The organism is Pseudomonas sp. NPDC088885 (assembly GCF_044750025.1).
In the GTDB taxonomy this organism is placed as follows: domain Bacteria; phylum Pseudomonadota; class Gammaproteobacteria; order Pseudomonadales; family Pseudomonadaceae; genus Aquipseudomonas; species Aquipseudomonas rustica.
On record NZ_JBIVJB010000007.1, the window covers coordinates 40,984 to 59,209 of the forward strand.

The 18,226-nt window shown below is 60.7% G+C and carries 12 protein-coding genes; 8 read left to right on the plus strand and 4 right to left on the minus strand.

Annotated features, from left to right (window positions below; translation table 11 throughout):
- Window positions 1–207: 207 nt before the first annotated feature.
- Window positions 208–1,542 (minus strand): lysine N(6)-hydroxylase/L-ornithine N(5)-oxygenase family protein, encoded by a 1,335-nt coding sequence (locus ACIP1X_RS06695; protein ID WP_400750493.1) that lies wholly within the window; start codon window positions 1,540–1,542, stop codon window positions 208–210.
- A gap of 134 nt (window positions 1,543–1,676) precedes the next feature.
- Window positions 1,677–2,159, minus strand: coding sequence for a sigma-70 family RNA polymerase sigma factor (locus ACIP1X_RS06700; RefSeq protein ID WP_053118866.1), 483 nt, complete (start codon window positions 2,157–2,159; stop codon window positions 1,677–1,679).
- 323 nt (window positions 2,160–2,482) lie between these two features.
- On the opposite strand from ACIP1X_RS06700, the gene ACIP1X_RS06705 reads away from it, so the two are divergent.
- The 3 genes from ACIP1X_RS06705 to ACIP1X_RS06715 are packed head-to-tail and all read left to right on the plus strand — an operon-like array spanning window position 2,483 to window position 7,031.
- Window positions 2,483–3,655: an efflux RND transporter periplasmic adaptor subunit gene (locus tag ACIP1X_RS06705; RefSeq protein WP_159812919.1), complete on the plus strand. Its 1,173-nt coding sequence runs from the start codon at window positions 2,483–2,485 to the stop codon at window positions 3,653–3,655.
- On the plus strand, window positions 3,656–5,629 hold the full coding sequence (locus ACIP1X_RS06710) for a MacB family efflux pump subunit (RefSeq protein WP_400750496.1): 1,974 nt from the start codon (window positions 3,656–3,658) through the stop codon (window positions 5,627–5,629). It abuts the gene before it with no gap.
- Between the two features lie 7 nt (window positions 5,630–5,636).
- Window positions 5,637–7,031 (plus strand): efflux transporter outer membrane subunit, encoded by a 1,395-nt coding sequence (locus tag ACIP1X_RS06715; RefSeq protein WP_400750499.1) that lies wholly within the window; start codon window positions 5,637–5,639, stop codon window positions 7,029–7,031.
- Between the two features lie 121 nt (window positions 7,032–7,152).
- On the opposite strand, the gene ACIP1X_RS06720 is transcribed toward ACIP1X_RS06715, so the two are convergent.
- Complete coding sequence (locus ACIP1X_RS06720) at window positions 7,153–8,772, minus strand: PvdJ/PvdD/PvdP-like protein (RefSeq protein ID WP_400750501.1); 1,620 nt, start codon at window positions 8,770–8,772, stop codon at window positions 7,153–7,155.
- Between the two features lie 360 nt (window positions 8,773–9,132).
- On the opposite strand from ACIP1X_RS06720, the gene pvdM reads away from it, so the two are divergent.
- From pvdM to ACIP1X_RS06745, 5 genes are all read left to right on the plus strand, one after another.
- Complete coding sequence (gene pvdM / locus ACIP1X_RS06725) at window positions 9,133–10,503, plus strand: pyoverdine-tailoring dipeptidase-like protein PvdM (protein WP_400750504.1); 1,371 nt, start codon at window positions 9,133–9,135, stop codon at window positions 10,501–10,503.
- Window positions 10,500–11,780, plus strand: coding sequence for an aminotransferase class V-fold PLP-dependent enzyme (locus ACIP1X_RS06730; protein WP_400750507.1), 1,281 nt, complete (start codon window positions 10,500–10,502; stop codon window positions 11,778–11,780). Before pvdM ends, ACIP1X_RS06730 begins: the two co-directional genes overlap by 4 nt.
- Before the next feature lie 35 nt (window positions 11,781–11,815).
- Window positions 11,816–12,724 (plus strand): formylglycine-generating enzyme family protein, encoded by a 909-nt coding sequence (locus tag ACIP1X_RS06735; RefSeq protein WP_400750509.1) that lies wholly within the window; start codon window positions 11,816–11,818, stop codon window positions 12,722–12,724.
- A gap of 144 nt (window positions 12,725–12,868) precedes the next feature.
- Complete coding sequence (locus ACIP1X_RS06740) at window positions 12,869–14,518, plus strand: cyclic peptide export ABC transporter (protein WP_400750511.1); 1,650 nt, start codon at window positions 12,869–12,871, stop codon at window positions 14,516–14,518.
- 98 nt (window positions 14,519–14,616) lie between these two features.
- On the plus strand, window positions 14,617–17,079 hold the full coding sequence (locus ACIP1X_RS06745) for a TonB-dependent siderophore receptor (protein ID WP_082341413.1): 2,463 nt from the start codon (window positions 14,617–14,619) through the stop codon (window positions 17,077–17,079).
- A 146-nt stretch (window positions 17,080–17,225) separates the two neighbouring features.
- Here the strand turns inward: ACIP1X_RS06745 and ACIP1X_RS06750 are convergent, their stop codons facing one another.
- Window positions 17,226–18,188 carry an alpha/beta hydrolase gene (locus ACIP1X_RS06750; protein WP_400750514.1) on the minus strand — a complete coding sequence of 321 codons (963 nt, stop codon included), beginning with the start codon at window positions 18,186–18,188 and terminating at the stop codon, window positions 17,226–17,228.
- Between the last annotated feature and the right edge of the window lie 38 nt (window positions 18,189–18,226).

Here is an 18,226-nt window from a genome sequence, read left to right on the forward strand (position 1 = left end):
CTGTCGAAGGCCGAACGCGGAGCGTCCGTTGAGGCATTCCCACGCAGAGCGTGGGAACGATCTTGAATTTTCGGTGCTTTCGCTGGCCTCTTCGCGAGCAAGCCCACTCCCACATTGGATCTTCATCTGACACAAAATCTGTGTTCACTGAAAATCCCCTGTGGGAGCGGGCTTGCTCGCGAAGGCGGTATGTGAGGCGCTAAAAAATCAGCTGGCAGTTGCCAACAACAGATCCGCCACAGACCGATGCCCACGATTCTTGCCATGCTCATACAGCGAGCCGGCGATCTCGTCCGCACGAATCGGCAGCACTGACAGCAAGGTGTCGCTCAAACCATGGCTCGCCTGGCAGAAGCCCTGCATGTAGATGCCGGCCTTGCAGCGCTCGTCGGTGATGAGTTTGTAATTACGGTCGACCTCGAAATCACCGAGGTACTCTTCCAGCGGTGCCAGCAGTTTGCGGTGCATCTGCCGCTCGTAACCGGTGGCCAACACAACGGCGTCGTAATGGCGCACGGTGACTTCGCCGGTGGCGTTGTTGCGCACCGCCAGTTCGATACCGTTTTCAGTCGCAGTAGCGCTCTCGACTGTGGTCAGCGTACGGAACGCGTGACGGGCAATCCCGGAAACCTTCTGGCGGTAGAAGATGCCGTAGATGCGCTCGATCAGGTCGATGTCGACCACCGAGTAGTTGGTGTTGTGGTACTCGTTGACCAGACGCTCACGCTCGGCGCTGTTCTGCTGGAACACCAGGTCGGTGAACTCCGGCGAAAACACCTCGTTAACGAACGGGCTGTCGTCCGCAGGCTTGAGGGCCGAGCCGCGCAGGATCATGTCGACCTGCACCGACGGGAACGAGTCGTTCAGATCGATAAACGCTTCCGCCGCGCTCTGCCCGCCACCAATGATTGCGATGCTCATAGGCTGATTGTTCACGCACGGCTGCTTGGCCATTTGCGACAAATATTGCGAGTGGTGGAACACACGGCTGTCACCCTTCAGCGCTTTGAACGCTTCTGGAATACGCGGCGTGCCACCGGCGCTGACCACCACCGAACGGGTGGTGCGCACATGTTGCTGGCCGTCGCTGCCACGGGAAATCACGCGCAGCGCTTCAACCTGATGGTTGTGCAGCACCGGCTCGATGGTCAGCACTTCTTCGCCGTAACGGCTCTGCTCGGTGAACTTGCCGGCGACCCAGCGCAGGTAGTCGTTGTACTCCATGCGGCAAGGGTAAAAAGTGCCGAGGTTGATGAAGTCGACCAGACGGCCGTGATCCTTCAAGTAGTTGACGAACGAGTACGGGCTGGTCGGATTGCGCAGGGTCACCAGATCCTTGAGGAAGGAAATCTGCAACTCGCTCTGCGTCGACAGGGTGTTGCCGTGCCAGCTGTAATTGGCCTGCTTGTCGAGGAACAGCACATCCAGCTCGCCATGGATCGGGCCGCGCTCTTGCAGAGCGATGGCCAGCGCGAGGTTCGAAGGGCCGAAACCGACGCCGATCAGGTCGTGAACGATGGGCGATGCAATTGCCTGAGTCATTTCCAGTGTCCTCTGGAGGAACCCCTCAACAAGGGGCATGGAGAGCCTAAGTGACCTGACCGGCCTTGAGCAGGACAGCAGGTCGTCTGTTGAGTAGGAACGAGGACAGTGAAATAAAATTTAACGAAGTCGGCTCAATGGGCATCCCATTGCTTGATCCGCACGCGGCAATGTTTCATCGCATTGACGATGTGTTTTTCCACCAGCGCCTTGGAAATGCCCAGCTGTTCGGCGATTTCCGGGTGCGACAGGCCTTCGATCTTGCGCAGCAGAAAACTGTCGCGACACAGCGGCGGCAGTTCTGCCAACGCGCGCTGGAGCATTTCCAGACGCTGGCCGTGATCGAGAGTGCTGTGGGGCGACGGGGTGAAATAGCGCTCTTCGTTGTCGAGCACATCGAGTGACTCGACTTGGCGCAAGGCGTTGCGCCGATGGTCGTCGATGACCAGATTCAGCGCCGTGCGATAAAGAAATGCACGCGGTTGCTCGATCGGGGTATCGCTGGAACGTTCCAGCACCCGCAGATAGGCGTCATGCACCACATCTTCGGCAATCTGACGATTGCCGAGCTTGGCGTTGAGGAAACACACCAGCTCGCGATAGTAGTTTTCCAACATGACTCCCGGCCGCAAACGTGCGGTTTCTGTCCTTGAGCACACCGATTGACGACGGCGTGAAACGCAGTAGCAAGATAGTGGCAACTTGAGGTGCGTAATTTATAGTAATTCTCATATAGATTTAAAGTGGTGTTTGCCGTTGCCCGATAAATAGTGCTGCGCTATAGCTGTTACTTCGTGTGTCAGCGCTTAAATTCCGCCGCTCTTTCCTCGTTTACAGGACAGCTCCCCGTGTCTGTCGCGCCCCGCGACAGCGTTCAGCGCTGCCCCCTCTGTGCGCGGCGGCCGGACGACGGGCCGAATTCCACTGGCCGGAACCCTGCATGAAACGTCCCCGCCCCGCCCGACGCGCCCTGCTCGTAGTCCTTTGTCTGATCCCCGTCGTCGGCTATGCCGCGTGGCAAATGTTGCCGCCGGGCCGGGATAAATTCGCCACCGTGCAAGTGTCGCGCGGCGATATAGAAAGCAGCGTCACCGCCCTCGGCACCCTGCAACCGCGACGCTATGTGGATGTCGGTGCGCAGGCTTCCGGGCAGATTCAAAAGATTCACGTCGAAGTCGGTGATGTGGTCAAAGAGGGCCAGTTGCTAGTGGAAATCGACCCGTCGACGCAAAAAGCCAAACTCGACGCCGGGCGTTTCTCGATCGAAAACCTCAAGGCGCAATTGCAGGAACAGCGCGCGCAACATGAGCTTGCACAGCAGAAATATCAGCGTCAGCAAAACCTCGCTGCCGGCGGCGCAACCCGCGAAGAAGACGTGCAAACCGCCCGCGCCGAACTGAAAGCCACGCAGGCGCGCATCGACATGTTCCAGGCGCAGATCCGCCAGGCCGAAGCCAGCCTGCGCAGCGATCAGGCCGAGCTCGGCTACACGCGCATTTACGCGCCAATGGCCGGCACCGTGGTCGCTCTCGATGCACGCGAAGGCCAGACCCTCAACGCTCAGCAACAGACGCCACTGATTTTGCGCATCGCCAAACTGTCGCCGATGACCGTGTGGGCCGAGGTTTCCGAGGCAGATATCGGTCACGTCAAACCGGGCATGAGCGCTTACTTCACCACGCTCAGCGGCGGTAATCGGCGCTGGAGCAGCACCGTGCGGCAGATCCTGCCGGTGCCGCCCAAACCCCTCGATCAAACCAGTCAGGGCGGCGGCAGCCCGACCAGCACCAGCAAAAGCGGCAGCGCGCGCGTGGTGCTTTATACCGTTCTGCTTGATGTCGATAACGCCGACAACGCGCTGATGGCGGAAATGACCACGCAGGTGTTCTTCGTCGCCAATCAGGCCAAAGACGTGCTCACCGCGCCAGTCGCCGCCCTGCAAGGCGGCGTCAAAGCTGACCGGCAGACCGCACAAGTGGTCGCTGCCAACGGCAACATCGAATCGCGCGAAGTGCGCACCGGCATCAGTGATCGGCTCAAGGTGCAGATCCTCGATGGCCTCAATGAAGGCGATCACTTGCTGATTGGCCCGGCCACTGGCAGCGGGGGTTGAATGCAAACGCCCCTGATCGACCTGCAGGACATTCGCAAATCCTACGGTGGCGGCGACGCGCCTGAAGTACATGTGTTACGCGGCATCGACCTGTCGATCCACGCTGGCGAATTCGTCGCGATTGTCGGCGCCTCCGGCTCCGGCAAATCGACGCTGATGAACATCCTTGGCTGCCTCGATCGACCGACCTGTGGCGAATACCGTTTCGCCGGGGAAAACGTCGCCGGGCTCGACAGCGATGAATTGGCCTGGCTGCGCCGTGAAGCCTTCGGTTTCGTGTTTCAGGGTTATCACCTGATTCCGTCCGGCTCGGCCCAGGAAAACGTCGAGATGCCGGCGATCTATGCCGGCACTCCGGCCGCCGAACGGCATGCCCGCGCCGCCGCCCTGCTCGACCGTCTCGGCCTCGCCGAACGCACCGGCAACCGTCCGCATCAGTTGTCCGGCGGTCAGCAGCAACGGGTGTCGATTGCCCGCGCCTTGATGAACGGCGGCCACATCATTCTCGCCGACGAACCGACCGGCGCCCTCGACAGCCACAGCGGCAAAGAAGTCATGGCGCTGCTCGACGAGCTGGCCAGTCAGGGCCACGTGGTGATCCTCATCACCCACGATCGCGAAGTGGCGGCGCGGGCCAAACGCATCATCGAAATCAGCGACGGCCTGATCATCAGCGACAGCGCCAAAGACAACCCCGATGCCCAGACCAGCGCCAACCCCGGCGCCTTGCAAGCGGTCGACTTGCGCAAGCGTCTGAGCGAAGGTGCCGAAGCCACTGGCGCCTGGAAAGGCGAACTGGTCGACGCCCTGCACGCGGCGTGGCGAGTGATGTGGATCAACCGCTTCCGCACCGCGCTGACGTTGCTCGGCATCATCATCGGCGTGGCTTCAGTAGTGGTGATGCTCGCCGTCGGTGAAGGCAGCAAGCGTCAGGTCATGGCGCAAATGGGCGCGTTCGGTTCGAACATTCTGTACCTGAGCGGCTCGGCACCGAACCCGCGCACGCCACCGGGAATCATCACTCTCGACGATGTCCGCGCGCTGGCGAGCCTGCCGCAAGTGCAACGCATCATGCCGGTGATCGGCACCGAGGCTGGCGTGCGTTACGGCAATGCTGACCACTTGAGTTACGTCGGCGGCAACGACACCAACTTCCCGGCGATCTTCAATTGGCCGGTGGTGGAAGGCAGTTACTTCACCGAGCAGGACGAGCGAAACGCCTCGGCCGTCGCGGTGATCGGCCATAAGGTGCGCAACAAATTACTCAAGGACGTGGCCAACCCGATCGGCCAATACATCCTTATCGAAAACGTGCCGTTTCAGGTGGTCGGCGTGCTCGCGGAAAAAGGCGCCAGCTCCGGTGATTCCGACAGTGACGACCGCATCGCCGTACCCTATTCGGCGGCCAGCGTGCGCCTGTTCGGCACCCACGATCCGGAATACGTGGCCATCGCCGCCACCGATGCGCGCAAGGTCAAAGAGGCCGAACACGCCATCGAACAGCTGATGCTGCGTCTGCACAACGGCAAAAAGGATTTCGAACTGACCAACAACGCCGCAATGATTCAGGCCGAGGCGCGCACGCAAAACACCCTGTCGCTGATGCTTGGCTCGATTGCCGCGATCTCGCTGCTGGTCGGCGGTATCGGTGTGATGAACATCATGCTGATGACCGTCCGCGAACGTACCCGCGAGATTGGTATTCGCATGGCCACCGGCGCGCGCCAACGCGACATCCTCCGCCAGTTCCTCACCGAAGCGGTGATGCTTTCGGTGGTCGGCGGCATCGCCGGGATCGCCCTCGCGCTGATCGTTGGCGGCGTGTTGATCCTCAGCGATATCGCCGTGGCGTTCTCGTTGCTCGCGGTGCTCGGCGCCTTCGGTTGCGCCCTTGTGACCGGTGTTGTCTTCGGCTTCATGCCGGCCCGCAAAGCTGCCCGGCTCGACCCGGTCACGGCCCTTACCAGTGAATGATCGATCTATGAAACCGCGCCTCAGTTTGTTGACCGTGTGCCTGCTCCTCAGCGCCTGCGGCAGTCCCGTTCAGCGCCCGGACAGCGGCGTGCAAGCCCCCGCTATGTGGCAATCACCGCACAGCGCCAGCGTCGCCCGCAACAACCCGCAGTGGTGGACACAGTTTGGCAGCCCGGAGCTGGATCGTCTGATCGAACAGGCCCGCGTCGGCAGTTTTGACCTTGCCGCTGCGGTGGCGCGAGTTCAGCAGGCGCAGGCCAGCACAGTGATTGCTGGCGGCTCGTTGCTGCCGGAGGTCAAGGCCGGGCTGAATGCCAATCGGCAGAAACTGTTGCGCGGCAAGGGTTACAGCCAGTTGGATGCCGACAGCAGCAATAAAGCCGTGGACTATTTCGATGCCAATTTGAGCGCGACGTACGAGATCGATTTCTGGGGCGGTAAACAGGCGTCTCGCGACAGTGCGCAATTTGCGTTGCAGGCCAGCGAATTTGATCGCGCGACCGTTGAGCTGACGTTGCTCAGCGGCGTTGCCAATACTTATGCGCAAACCCTGTCGTTGCGTGAGCAGAGTCGCATTGCCGAACTGAATCTGGCCAACGCGCAAAGCGTGCTGAAACTGGTGCAGACGAGGTTTGATTCCGGCTCGGCGACAGCGCTAGAACTGGCGCAGCAGAAAAGCCTGGTCGCCGCCCAGCAACGGCAACTGCCGCTGGTGCAACAACAGGCGCAGGATGCGTTGATCAGCCTCGCCGCCCTGCTCGGGCAACCGGTGCAGCAACTCGCGGCCAATCAGGAATCATTCGATCGCCTGCAATGGCCGGGGATTGCCAGCGGTGTGCCGAGCGATTTGCTTACCCATCGTCCGGACATTGCTCGCGCCGAAGCACAATTGGCGGCCGCCGAGGCTGATGTCAAAGTCGCTCGCGCCGCGATGTTGCCCACTGTCACATTGACGGCGCAGCTCGGCTCGGGCGCTGACAAGTTTGATGACTTGATCCGCAGTCCTTTCTACAACCTCACTGCGGGGCTGGTCGCGCCGATCTTCAATAACGGCCGCCTCAGCGCTGAGCGCGACAAGGCCACGGCGCGTCAGGATGAGCTGCTGCAAACCTACCGCGGCGCGATCATCAACGGCTTCGCCGACGTCGAAAAAGCCCTCAACAGCATTCGCGGGCTGGACGAACAACGCCAGTGGCAGAGTGAAGAACTGAGTCAGGCGCAGACCGCTTTCAACATCGCCCAAAGCCGTTATCAGGCCGGGGCCGAGGACTTGCTGACCGTACTGGAAACTCAGCGCACGCTGTATGCAGCGCAAGATCTGAACGTGCAACTGCGGCTGTCGCGGGTGCAGGCGAGTATCGCGCTGTACAAGGCGCTTGGGGGTGGGTGGCAGGCGTTGTAATTGCTTTGACTGGCAGAGCGCATTCGCGAGCAGGCTCGCTCCCACATTTGACCGAGTTCCTTCAGTAGGAATGAGATCCAATGTGGGAGCGAGCCTGCTCGCGAAGAACGATGACGCGGTCTCAAGCCGAAGTTTGTTTCGGCTTGAGATTGCGCGCATACCACGGCCGTTGCGGCACGCGGCGGAACAGGTTGGCGAGTTTGTTTTCGTCTTCGCCGAAGGTGATGCGCAGGGCCAGTTTCATGGTTTCCGGATCCATCTCCACTGATCGGCCCATCTGCAAGCCCGGCGTAGTGCTGCAACCGTGAGTGTCCGGCCCCAGCCATGGATCAGCGATTTCCACCCAGCGGCCTGGCGCAAACCACTTCACGCCGTTGACCTCAAGGCGCGTGACCTGCCCCGGATGGAAGCGCTCGTGCGCGCGATACCAGTCCTCGATGCGATCATCGATCCAGCCATGAAAATGCCAGAACACCGGGTTCACATGGGATGAAAACGGGTCGCCGAGAAAATCGTTTTCCGCGGCGAACCAGCGGGCGGCGAAGTCATCCAGATCACGCGCCAGCGGCACCGGCTGACCGTTGGAAGGGTCACGCGGCACCGACGCCCAACGCATGTGCAGCCAGTCGTGCAGGCCCAGCTCTACTTCTGAACCAAACTGGCCCAAAGTGAGCTTCGACAAATATTGCGGATCACGGTACTGCGATTCCCAGACTTCAAAATTGCTCTGATAGGTCTCGGCGGTTTTCAGATCGCTGACCCACTGGGTGTATTCGTCATCTTCGGCCGCCAGCCAGGTCGGCGGTAGGGCCGTGCCGTCGTGGTTGTCGAAGTAGCGCGCGAAGCCCTGGCGATCACGGATCAGCTCCGGTTGCGGCAATGGGAAGAACTGCCACGACGGCAAATCCATCATCGAGCGCGCCGTGCCGAGCATGTGCCGGTGCATGAAAAAGAAATCGATGCCGGAGCCGTTGCGATCCTTGTGCGTACCACGCGCATCCCGCTCCTGGTCACGCGGCCCGGGCTGCCAGCCGAGGCCGCGCAGGGCATTGCGTTTGTCCTCGGGCAGCGTGTGCCATTTGTCGCGGGTGGCGTGCCAGACTTGATGGAACAGGCGATGTTCCGGCGAAACTAACCACGCCAGTAACGGCTCGTTAAGTGGCGTGCGTTGGCGGGCTTCGGGGAACAGGCATTTGACCGCGATGAAGCGATTGTCCTGCGCGGGTAAGGCCAACGGGCGATCGAGGCGCTGCACCGTGCCACTGAGGGTGCCGCTGCCGGCATTGCCGAAGTCAGCCCAGACTTCATCGAGAATCATGTTCAATTCGTAGTCGACGCGACCGTCCGTGCCGAGCAACCGCCAACTGAGTTTCGAGGCCTCTGCCCCGGCCAGATCGCCAAGAATTCGGTAACGAGGTGTTTCGTCACTGCGCAAACGCTCGGCAGTGTCGAGGAAGCCATTGACGCCCCGGCCCTTCTGACCGATGTCGAGAAACACTTCCAGCCCTTCAGCCGGCAAGCCATCGAGGCCAGCATCGTTGCCGGTAAAACGAATCTTCCAGACGCCGCGCAAGGCATTGGACAGGCGCTGCCCGGCCACGTCGGCGACATCGAACGACGCCTCACCGGGGGTGATCGTCGGATCCGGCTTCGTCCATTCACGGTGCCCGAAATAAGCCGCCGGTACGGCAGCGCCGGTCAACGCCAGGCCTGCCATGAACCATCGTCGAGAAATCCTCATTGCCCTACCTGTGTCAGCCCTGAAGCAGGCTTTATCCAAGCTAGAACGTTTGCTGGATCGGCAAATTTAAGCCCTGCACCGACTTCCCGGAATGGACACCCTTGTGGCGAGGGGATTTATCCCCGTTCGAGTGCGAAGCGCTCGCAAAACCTCACAACGCAGAATGCCTGACATACCGCATGTGTGGGTTTTGGGGCTGCTGCGCAGCCCAACGGGGATAAATCCCCTCGCCACAATGAACCTCACACTTAGTTATTGATTGCCCGCCTCCCGCTAAATTTCCCCGCCATCCACTCGTTCTTCCCAGATAGCAAAGGCCTCTGCGCCTGCACCTCGACGGCGAACCTGACTGAGATGGCAATGACAAAACCACGTTCGAAAAAGGCTCTTTTCATCGGCCTGCCGCTGGCTCTGGCGGTCAGCGCCGGCGCTGCTTTTGCGGTGTGGGACATTTGGTTCAAGGACAATCCCGGCTACCCGCACAAAGTCATGCAGCAGGCCGAAGCGCTGCACGAACACATGCTCTCGTTCGACAGCCATATCACCGTCACCCAGGATTTCGGCACCACCGGCAACGAGGTCGACAAGGACGGCAGCGGTCAGTTCGACCTGGTCAAAGCCAACCGTGGTCGCCTGTCCGGGGCGGCGCTGACGATTTTCGGCTGGCCGGAAATCTGGAACGGCGCCAACGCCCCGCACAAACCCACCGCCGGTTTCGTCGACGAGGCGCGCAATCAACAAGAGATCCGCTACAAGATCATTTCCGGCATGGTGCGCGACTTCCCCAATCAGGTCGGCATCGCCTACACCCCCGCCGATTTCCGTCGCCTGCATGGCGAAGGCAAGTTTGCGATTTTCATCAGCATGCTCAACGCCTACCCGCTCGGCCACGACCTCAACCTGCTGGATCTATGGACGGCGCGCGGCATGCGCATGTTCGGTTTCAGCTACATCGGCAACAACGACTGGGCTGATTCGTCGCGGCCGTTGCCGTTCTTCAACGATTCGCCGGACGCCCTCGATGGCCTCTCGGATCTGGGCAAGCAAGCGGTCAAACGCCTCAACGATCTGGGCGTGATCATCGACGTCTCGCAGATGTCGACCAAGGCCCTTGAACAAGTCGCGCAACTGAGCCGCACACCGTTGGTGGCGTCGCACTCCGCACCAAGGGCGATGGTGGATATTCCGCGCAACCTCAGCGACAAGGAAATGCAGCTGATCAAAAACAGTGGCGGCGTGGTGCAGATCGTCGGCTTCTCGCAATACCTGCGCCCGCTGACCCAAAGCACTCAGGACAAGCTCAACGAACTGCGCAAACGCTACGATCTGCCGCCGCTGCCAAACCTGGCCATGGCGCTGATGCCGGGCGATCCGATCATCGCCGCGTGGTCGGAGCAGAAGTTTGGCGAGTACGCCGGTCAGCTCTACGCGATTCTCGAAGAGGAACCGAAAGCCAGCCTCAAAGACTTGGGCGACGCCATCGATTACACCGTGCGCAAGATCGGCATCGATCACGTCGGCATCAGCTCGGACTTCAACGAAGGCGGCGGCGTCAAAGGCTGGGAGAACGTTGGCGAGATCCGCAACGTCACCGCCGAATTACTCTCGCGCGGCTACTCCGAAGCCGACATCGCCAAGCTCTGGGGCGGCAATTTCCTGCGCGTCTGGGATCAGGTCGAGAAATCCGCCAAACCGGCAGTGGCCGCTGCTCAGGACACCGTCAAGCCATGAGCAATCGTCGTGACTTTTTGAAGCAGGCCGGAATCCTCGCGGCGGCGCTGCCACTCGGCGCAAGCCTGCCGAGCGTTGCTGCCGCCAAGCCGATCGCACCGTTGCCGCGCGATAAATGGGCGCAGTTGCAGCAGCTGTTCAATCAAGATCCCGAGTACCTGCACTTCTCCAATTTCCTCATCACCAGCCACCCGAAACCGGTGCGCGACGCCATTGAAATGCACCGCGCCGCGCTCGACAAAAACCCGGGCGTGGCGATGGACTGGGATGTCGGCGTGATCGAAAAACGCGAACACGATGTGCGCGTCTGGGCCGGCCAATACCTGCAAGCCGATGCCAAGCAGATCGCCCTGACCGGCAGCACCACCGAAGGCCTGACGATGATATATGGCGGCGTGCACGTGCGCACCGATCAGGAAATCCTCACCACCGAACACGAGCACTACGCCACCCATACGATTCTGGAACTGCGCAGCGAACGTGAAGGCACCAAGGTGCGCAAGATTCGTCTGTTCGACGATCCGCAAACGATCAGCGAGAAACAACTGCTGGCCAACATCGACCGCAGCATCCGCCCCGAGACCCGCGTGCTGGGCATGTGCTGGGTGCATTCGGGCAGCGGCGTGAAGCTGCCGCTCGGCGCGATCGGCGCGCTGGTCGAGAAACACAACCAAGGGCGTAGCGATGCTGACCGGATCATTTACGTGGTCGACGGTGTGCACGGTTTTGGCGTTGAAGACCTGAGTTTCCCGGCGATGAATTGCGACTTCTTCATCGCTGGCACACACAAATGGATGTTCGGCCCACGCGGCACCGGCATCGTTTGCAGCCGCACGCCGGAAGTGAAATACGTCACGCCGATCATCCCGACCTTCTCCGAGGCCGAGCACTTTTCCACGACGATGACGCCGGGCGGTTATCACGCCTTCGAACACCGCTGGGCGCTGACCGAGGCGTTCAAGTTGCATCTGCAATTGGGCAAAGCCGAGGTGCAGGCGCGCATCCATGAGCTCAACAGCTACCTGAAAAAACGTCTGCTGCAACGCCCACAGATCGAACTGGTGACGCCGTTGAGTCCGGAGTTTTCTGCCGGTTTCACCTTCTTCCGGGTCAAGGGCAAGGACAGCGACAAGATCGCCGCGCACCTGATGGCCAACCGTGTGGTTGCCGATGCCGTCGAGCGTGACGTCGGCCCGGTGATCCGCACCGCACCGGGGCTGCTCAACAACGAAGCGCAGATCGACCGCTTGCTGAGCATCCTCGACCAGGCCCTGTGAGCCTGCCCTCTTTTTCCTTTTTAGCGAGACGCGAAATGAACACTGAGTTACCTCGTTTTTCCCTGAAAGCCCTGCCCGCTCTGGTGCTCGCCGCCCTCGCCGCCGGCCTCATGCCGAGCGCCGCTCAGGCCGCCACGCCACCCGCGCCGGGCAAAGTGTTCAAGGACTGCAAGGACTGCCCGGAAATGGTCGTGCTGCCCACCGGCACCTTCACCATGGGCACCCCGGATGACGAAGTCGGCCGCGAGCCCGATGAAAGCCCGATGCACCCGGTGACGTTCGCCAACCCCCTGGCCATCAGCCGTTTTCAGGTGCTCAAGGGTGAATGGTTCGCCTACCTCAAAGACACCGGTTACCAGATGCCGGACGGCGACGATCGCCCGGGCCGCGCGTGCAAAGCGGGGATTCCGGACTATCAGGGCAGCGACCCGCGCAAGCAATACACCGACCGCCACCCGGCGGTGTGCATGGACTTCGCCGAGGCCAATGCCTACGTCGCGTGGCTGTCGAAAAAGACCGGCAAACAATACCGGTTGGTCAGCGAATCCCTGCGCGAATACGCCGCCCGTGGCGGCAGCAGCGGGCCGTTCCCCTTCCCGTTCGATGAAGGCAAGGAATACAGCATCGCCAAGCACGCCAACACCTATGGCGCCGCCGACGGCTACAACTTCACCGCCCCGGCCGGCAGCTTCGCGCCGAACGCGTTTGGTGTGTACGACATGCACGGCAACGTCTACGAATGGACGGCCGATTGCTACAACGAAAACTACGTCGGCGCACCGAGCGACGGCAGTGCCTGGCAGACCGGCAAGTGCGAATTCAAGCGCATTCGCGGCAACGACTGGGGCGAGGCGCCGGTGTTCTCCCGCTCCGGCAACCGCAACGCGCTGGTGCCGGGTGATCGCGGCGACTGGATCGGCTTCCGGGTCGCTCGCGATCTGTAACCGCAGCGCCCCTTAAATTAACCACCCCTCCAGTCGTTTTACAGGTGGGCGCGATCCATTGCGACGCGCCCCCGCCCTCTACGCACCCAGGCGAAGCCCGCGACCGATGCCGGCCTTCGCCGTTCTTTCAAGCAGGGAACCTCCATGAGCAAACCAACACGCGGGGTGATCAATGAATTGTTCACCCTGCTCAAACCCTTTCGTCTGATTGTTGCCGGCTCGATCCTGCTGGGCATGGTCGGCGGCCTGAGCGTCACGGTGCTGCTGGCGACAATCAATAATGTGCTGCATGCCAAGGGCGGCCTGACCAACACCGTGGTCGCCGCGTTCGCCGGGTTGTGTCTGCTGGCACTGGTCAGTTCGATTTTCTCCGACATCGGCACCAATTACGTCGGCCAGAAAATCATCGCCAAACTGCGCAAAGAGTTGGGTGAAAAGGTGCTCTCAGCACCGATCGAACAGATCGAGCGCTATCGCAGCCATCGGCTGATTCCGGTGCTGACCCACGACGTCGATACCATCAGCGATTTCGCCTTTGCCTTCGCGCCGCTGGCCATTTCCCTCACCGTGACACTCGGCTGCATGGGCTACCTGGCGATGCTGTCGTGGCCGATGTTTCTGATGATGGTGGTGGCGATCATCATCGGCACCATCGTTCAGTACATCGCTCGCGGCCACGGCATCAAAGGCTTCATGGAGGCTCGCGATTCCGAAGACGAATTGCAAAAGCACTACAACGCCATCGCTGAAGGCGCCAAGGAACTGCGCATTCATCGCCCACGTCGTCATCGCATGTTCGTCTCGGGTATCGAGCACACCGCCGACAAAATCTGCGACACGCAGATTCGCTCGGTAAATATTTTCGTGGTCGCAAAAACCTTCGGTTCGATGCTGTTCTTTGTCGTGATCGGTTTGGCGCTGGCCCTGCAATCACTTTGGCCGAGCACGGACAAAGCGGTGATGAGCGGCTTCGTGCTGGTGCTGCTGTACATGAAAGGGCCGCTGGAGCATTTGATTGGCACGCTGCCGATTGTCAGCCGCGCGCAGATCGCCTTCCGCCGCATCGCCGAGTTGTCGGAACAGTTCTCCTCGCCAGAGCCGCACCTGTTGCTCAGCGATCAGGGCAATCGCAAAACCCCGGTGCACAGCCTCGAACTCACCGACGTCGCCTACAGCTTCCCGGCGGTCGAAGGCGCCACGCCGTTCAAACTCGGCCCGGTCAACTTGAAGATCGAACAGGGCGACATCGTTTTCATTGTCGGTGAAAACGGTTGCGGCAAGACCACCCTGATCAAGTTGCTGCTGGGACTTTACGCGCCGCAGCAGGGTGAAATCCGCCTCAACGAGCAAGTGGTCACCGCCCTCACCCGCGACGACTACCGCCAACTGTTCACGACGATTTTCGCCGACTACTACCTGTTCGACGACGTGGTGCAGGGCGACACGCACATCCCCGAAGACGCCAACCAATACCTGCAACGCCTGGAGATCGCGCACAAGGTCAGCGTGCGTGACGGCTCGTTCACCACTACCGACCTGTCGACCGGCCAGCGCAAGCGTCTGGCATTGGTCAATGCCTGGCTGGAAGAGCGTCCGGTGCTGGTGTTCGACGAGTGGGCGGCGGATCAGGATCCGACCTTCCGGCGCATTTTCTACACCGAGCTGCTGCCCGACCTGAAGCGTCTGGGCAAAACCATCATCGTCATTTCCCACGATGACCGTTATTTCGACATCGCCGACCAATTGGTGCGAATGGAAGCGGGAAAAGTCATCACGGAACTGCAAACGGCGTAAATAGCCACGATTCTCATTCTGGTTTTCTGCGGCTCGTGCGTCTAATTAAGAATCGATAACAACTACAACCCAATTAAAACCTGCAAGAGTGAAACACAATGCCAGCAATTCCGGGGATTCCACGTTTTACCAAGGCGCTGATCATGCGTCGCATGTTGCAACCTGGCTTCAGCGCTACCGCCTTCAGCATGGCCCTCGCCTTGCCGTTCAGCGCCCACGTTCAGGCTGAAGAAGTGAATTTCAATATCCCTGCGCAATCGCTGGCAAGCGCACTGCAGGCATTGGGCACGCAATCGAACATGCAAGTGCTGTACAGCGCTGATGACGTACAGGGCCTGCGCAGCCAACCGGTCAGCGGCCGGTTGTCGCCGTCGCAAGCGCTGTCGAAGATGCTGGTGGGGACCGGCGTCATGTTCACCGTGCAGGACAACACCGTCACCGTGCGCGGCAGATCGAGCGGTAACTCGCTGGAGCTGGGCGCCACCAACATCAATGGCCGAGCGGTTGAATCCGCCTATGGCCCGGTCGACGGCTATGTCGCGACTCGCAGCGCCACCGGTACCAAGACCGACACGCCGATCCTGGAAATCCCGCAGACCATCAACGTCATCACTGCCGAGCAAGTGCAGACCCAGGGCGCACGCAACCTGACCCAGGCCCTGCGCTACACGCCGGGCCTTAACGTCGGTGGTTTCACCGACCGCAACGCCATCGCCGACGAAATCACCAGCCGTGGTTTTGCACCGACGCCGCTGTACCTCGACGGCGCCTACCTGCCGTATGCCGGCAGCCTCGGCGGCGCACCGCAGATCGATCCGTACACCCTTGAGCGCATCGAAGTGCTCAAAGGCCCATCCTCGGTGCTGTACGGCCAGAACCAGCCGGGCGGCATCATCAACATGGTGTCCAAGCGTCCGACCACCGAGCAGCGCAGCCAGGTCAAACTGGGTGCCGGCAGCTACGATCGGGTCAACGGCGCATTCGACACCAGCGGCCCGATCGACGATCAGAAAGAGTTCACCTACCGCGTCGTTGGCGTTGGCAAAAAAGGCGGCCAACAGGTCGACCACACCCACAGCGAGCGTATGTTGCTGGCGCCGAGCCTGACCTGGACGCCAAACGACGACACCTCGCTGACCCTGCTCGCGCAGATCCAGCGTGACGACGGCTTGGAAGACTATCAGGCGCTGCCGATGATCGGCTCGCTCAAGCGCGGCCCGAACGGCGAGCGCATCGACCGCGAATTCTTCTCCGGCGACTCGAAATACAACGACTACAAACGCGATCAGTACGTCTTCGGCTACGACTTCACGCACAACCTCACCGAAGATTTGAAATACCGCTCCACCGCGCGTTACACCGACGTGCGCGATGACTACAAAGGTTTCTACCTGCGCAGCTTCGTCACCGATGACGCCGGCGTGACCGACTACACCCAGGCCAACCGGGTCAAGCTGAACTGGAAACAGCACAACACCGCGTACACCGTCGATAACAACCTGGAATACAAATTCAACACCGGTGCGCTGGAACACACCACGCTGATGGGCGTGGATTATCGCCACTTCAACCGTAAGTACGACGGCTACAACGCCTACAACGTGTTGCCGATCAACCTTTACGGCGCGAACAACAACTACGACACCAGCAGCGTCACGCCGCAACTGGACACCAAGTGGGACAACACCATTCGCCAGACCGGTGTGTACCTGCAAGACCAGATCAAACTGGACAAGTGGATCCTCACCATCGGTGGCCGCCAGGACTGGGCCGAAGTGGAAAACAAGGATCTGCTGGCACGCACCGTCGAAGAAAAGCGTGACCACAAATTCACCAGCCGCGTGGGCCTGACCTACGTCACCGACTTCGGCCTCGCGCCGTACGTCAGCTACTCGGAATCGTTCCTGCCGACCCTCGGCACTGCAGCGCCTGAGCGCGGTGGCAAAGGTTTTGAACCGACCGAAGGCGAGCAATACGAAATCGGTGTGAAATACCAGCCGTTCGACCAGACCCTGATCACCGCTTCGGTGTTCCAGATCAAACAGAAGAACGTGCTGACCGGCGACACCGAGTACCCGCAATACCAGGCGCAGTCGGGTGAAGTGCGCTCGCGCGGTGTCGAACTGGAAGTCAAATCGACCTTCGACAACATCGACGTGATGGCGGCCGCCAGCTACCTCGACTCGTTCTACACCAAAGACACTTGGGGCAACGAAGACAACCGCAGCGAAGCACAGTCGCCTGTTTCGGCGCTGGTGTGGGCCAACTATCACTTCACCCAGGCTTCGCTCAACGGTCTGACCTTCGGCGTCGGCGCCCGCTACACCGGTCGCAAACCGGGTGATGCGGCGAACTCGTTCGACGTGCCGTCCTACGTTGTCTACGACACCACCGTCAGCTACGACATGGGCAAACTCTCGCCAAGCCTGCGCGGCGTGCAGACCAGCGTGAACGTGCAGAACATCTTCGACCGCGAGTACATCTCGGACTGCAACTACTCGTTCGGTTGCTACTACGGCCAGGAGCGCGTGGCATCGGTTGAAGTGTCTTACGACTGGTAAGCCACCCCACCGACAAAAAAACCGGGCGATTGCCCGGTTTTTTTATGCCCTGAAACCGCTTTTTGTAGGAGCTGCCGAAGGCTGCGATCTGTTGATCTTAAAGAGCAAAAGATCGCAGCCTTCGGCAGCTCCTACAGGGGACGTGTTTAGTGTGAGATGGCTGTGCGCAGGCTTTGGGTGAGTTGGGTGTAGACGTTATCGATGTCCGGCACCACGCTCTGCAGACGCAGGAAGTCGTGAATCAAACCTGTGTATTCGATCAGCTCCACGGTCACGCCGTGCTCTTGCAGACGCCGGGCATAAGCGCGGCCTTCGTCGAGCAATGGATCGTGGCCAGCCAAGGCGATGACGGCCGGGGCCATGCCTTGGTAATCCGTCGCCAGCAGCGGTGAGAAGCGCCAGTCGAGACGATCCGCCGCGTCGTTGGCGTAGTGCCGGTAGAACCACTCCAGCGTCTCGCTTTCCAGCAGATAACCTTCGCCAAACAGCTCGGTCGAGGGGCTGCTGGTGGAAGCGTCCGTTACCGGATAGCAGAGCAGTTGCAGACAAGGCGTGATTGCCAGCGAAGCCGGATCGCGCGCCGCTTGCAGGGCCAACACTATCGCCAGTGTCGCGCCAACACTGTCGCCACCGAACGCCACGCGGTTGATGTCCAGACCTTCAGCCACAGCGTGCTGCGCCAGCCACGCCAAGGCATCAGCACCATCATTGAGCGGCGTTGGAAACTTATGTTCCGGCGCCACGCGATAACCCACCGACAACACCGCGCACGGCGTACGCGCGCAGAACTCGCGACACACGCCGTCATGGGATTGCAGGCTGCCAACCACATAACCGCCACCGTGGAAATACACCAGCACCGGCAGCGCCTCGGCCTGCGCATTGGCGGGCCGATATAAACGCAGCTCCAGACTGGCGCCATCACGCGCGGTGTACGGCACCGTCATGACGCTGACATCCGTCGGCGCGCCCCAGCGCAACTGCACCGTGGTGCGCTCGAAGGCTTCCCGGGCCTGAGCCGGCGTCGACAAATGAAACGGGCCGGGGCCATCGGCCTGGCTTTCTTCGGCCAAGTCGAGGAAGGCATTGAGTTCCGGATGCAGGGACATCGCAGGTTTCCTTATGAAAAAGCCACAGACAAAAGAGG

Excerpts from the sequence above, each read along its gene's own strand:
- ACIP1X_RS06695 (WP_400750493.1), bottom strand. The coding sequence starts at position 1,542 with ATGACTCAGGCAATTGCATCGCCCATCGTTCACGACCTGATCGGCGTC.
- ACIP1X_RS06700 (WP_053118866.1), bottom strand. The coding sequence starts at position 2,159 with ATGTTGGAAAACTACTATCGCGAGCTGGTGTGTTTCCTCAACGCCAAG.
- ACIP1X_RS06705 (WP_159812919.1), top strand. The coding sequence starts at position 2,483 with ATGAAACGTCCCCGCCCCGCCCGACGCGCCCTGCTCGTAGTCCTTTGT.
- ACIP1X_RS06710 (WP_400750496.1), top strand. The coding sequence starts at position 3,656 with ATGCAAACGCCCCTGATCGACCTGCAGGACATTCGCAAATCCTACGGT.
- ACIP1X_RS06715 (WP_400750499.1), top strand. The coding sequence starts at position 5,637 with ATGAAACCGCGCCTCAGTTTGTTGACCGTGTGCCTGCTCCTCAGCGCC.
- ACIP1X_RS06720 (WP_400750501.1), bottom strand. The coding sequence starts at position 8,772 with ATGAGGATTTCTCGACGATGGTTCATGGCAGGCCTGGCGTTGACCGGC.
- pvdM (WP_400750504.1), top strand. The coding sequence starts at position 9,133 with ATGACAAAACCACGTTCGAAAAAGGCTCTTTTCATCGGCCTGCCGCTG.
- ACIP1X_RS06730 (WP_400750507.1), top strand. The coding sequence starts at position 10,500 with ATGAGCAATCGTCGTGACTTTTTGAAGCAGGCCGGAATCCTCGCGGCG.
- ACIP1X_RS06735 (WP_400750509.1), top strand. The coding sequence starts at position 11,816 with ATGAACACTGAGTTACCTCGTTTTTCCCTGAAAGCCCTGCCCGCTCTG.
- ACIP1X_RS06740 (WP_400750511.1), top strand. The coding sequence starts at position 12,869 with ATGAGCAAACCAACACGCGGGGTGATCAATGAATTGTTCACCCTGCTC.
- ACIP1X_RS06745 (WP_082341413.1), top strand. The coding sequence starts at position 14,617 with ATGCCAGCAATTCCGGGGATTCCACGTTTTACCAAGGCGCTGATCATG.
- ACIP1X_RS06750 (WP_400750514.1), bottom strand. The coding sequence starts at position 18,188 with ATGTCCCTGCATCCGGAACTCAATGCCTTCCTCGACTTGGCCGAAGAA.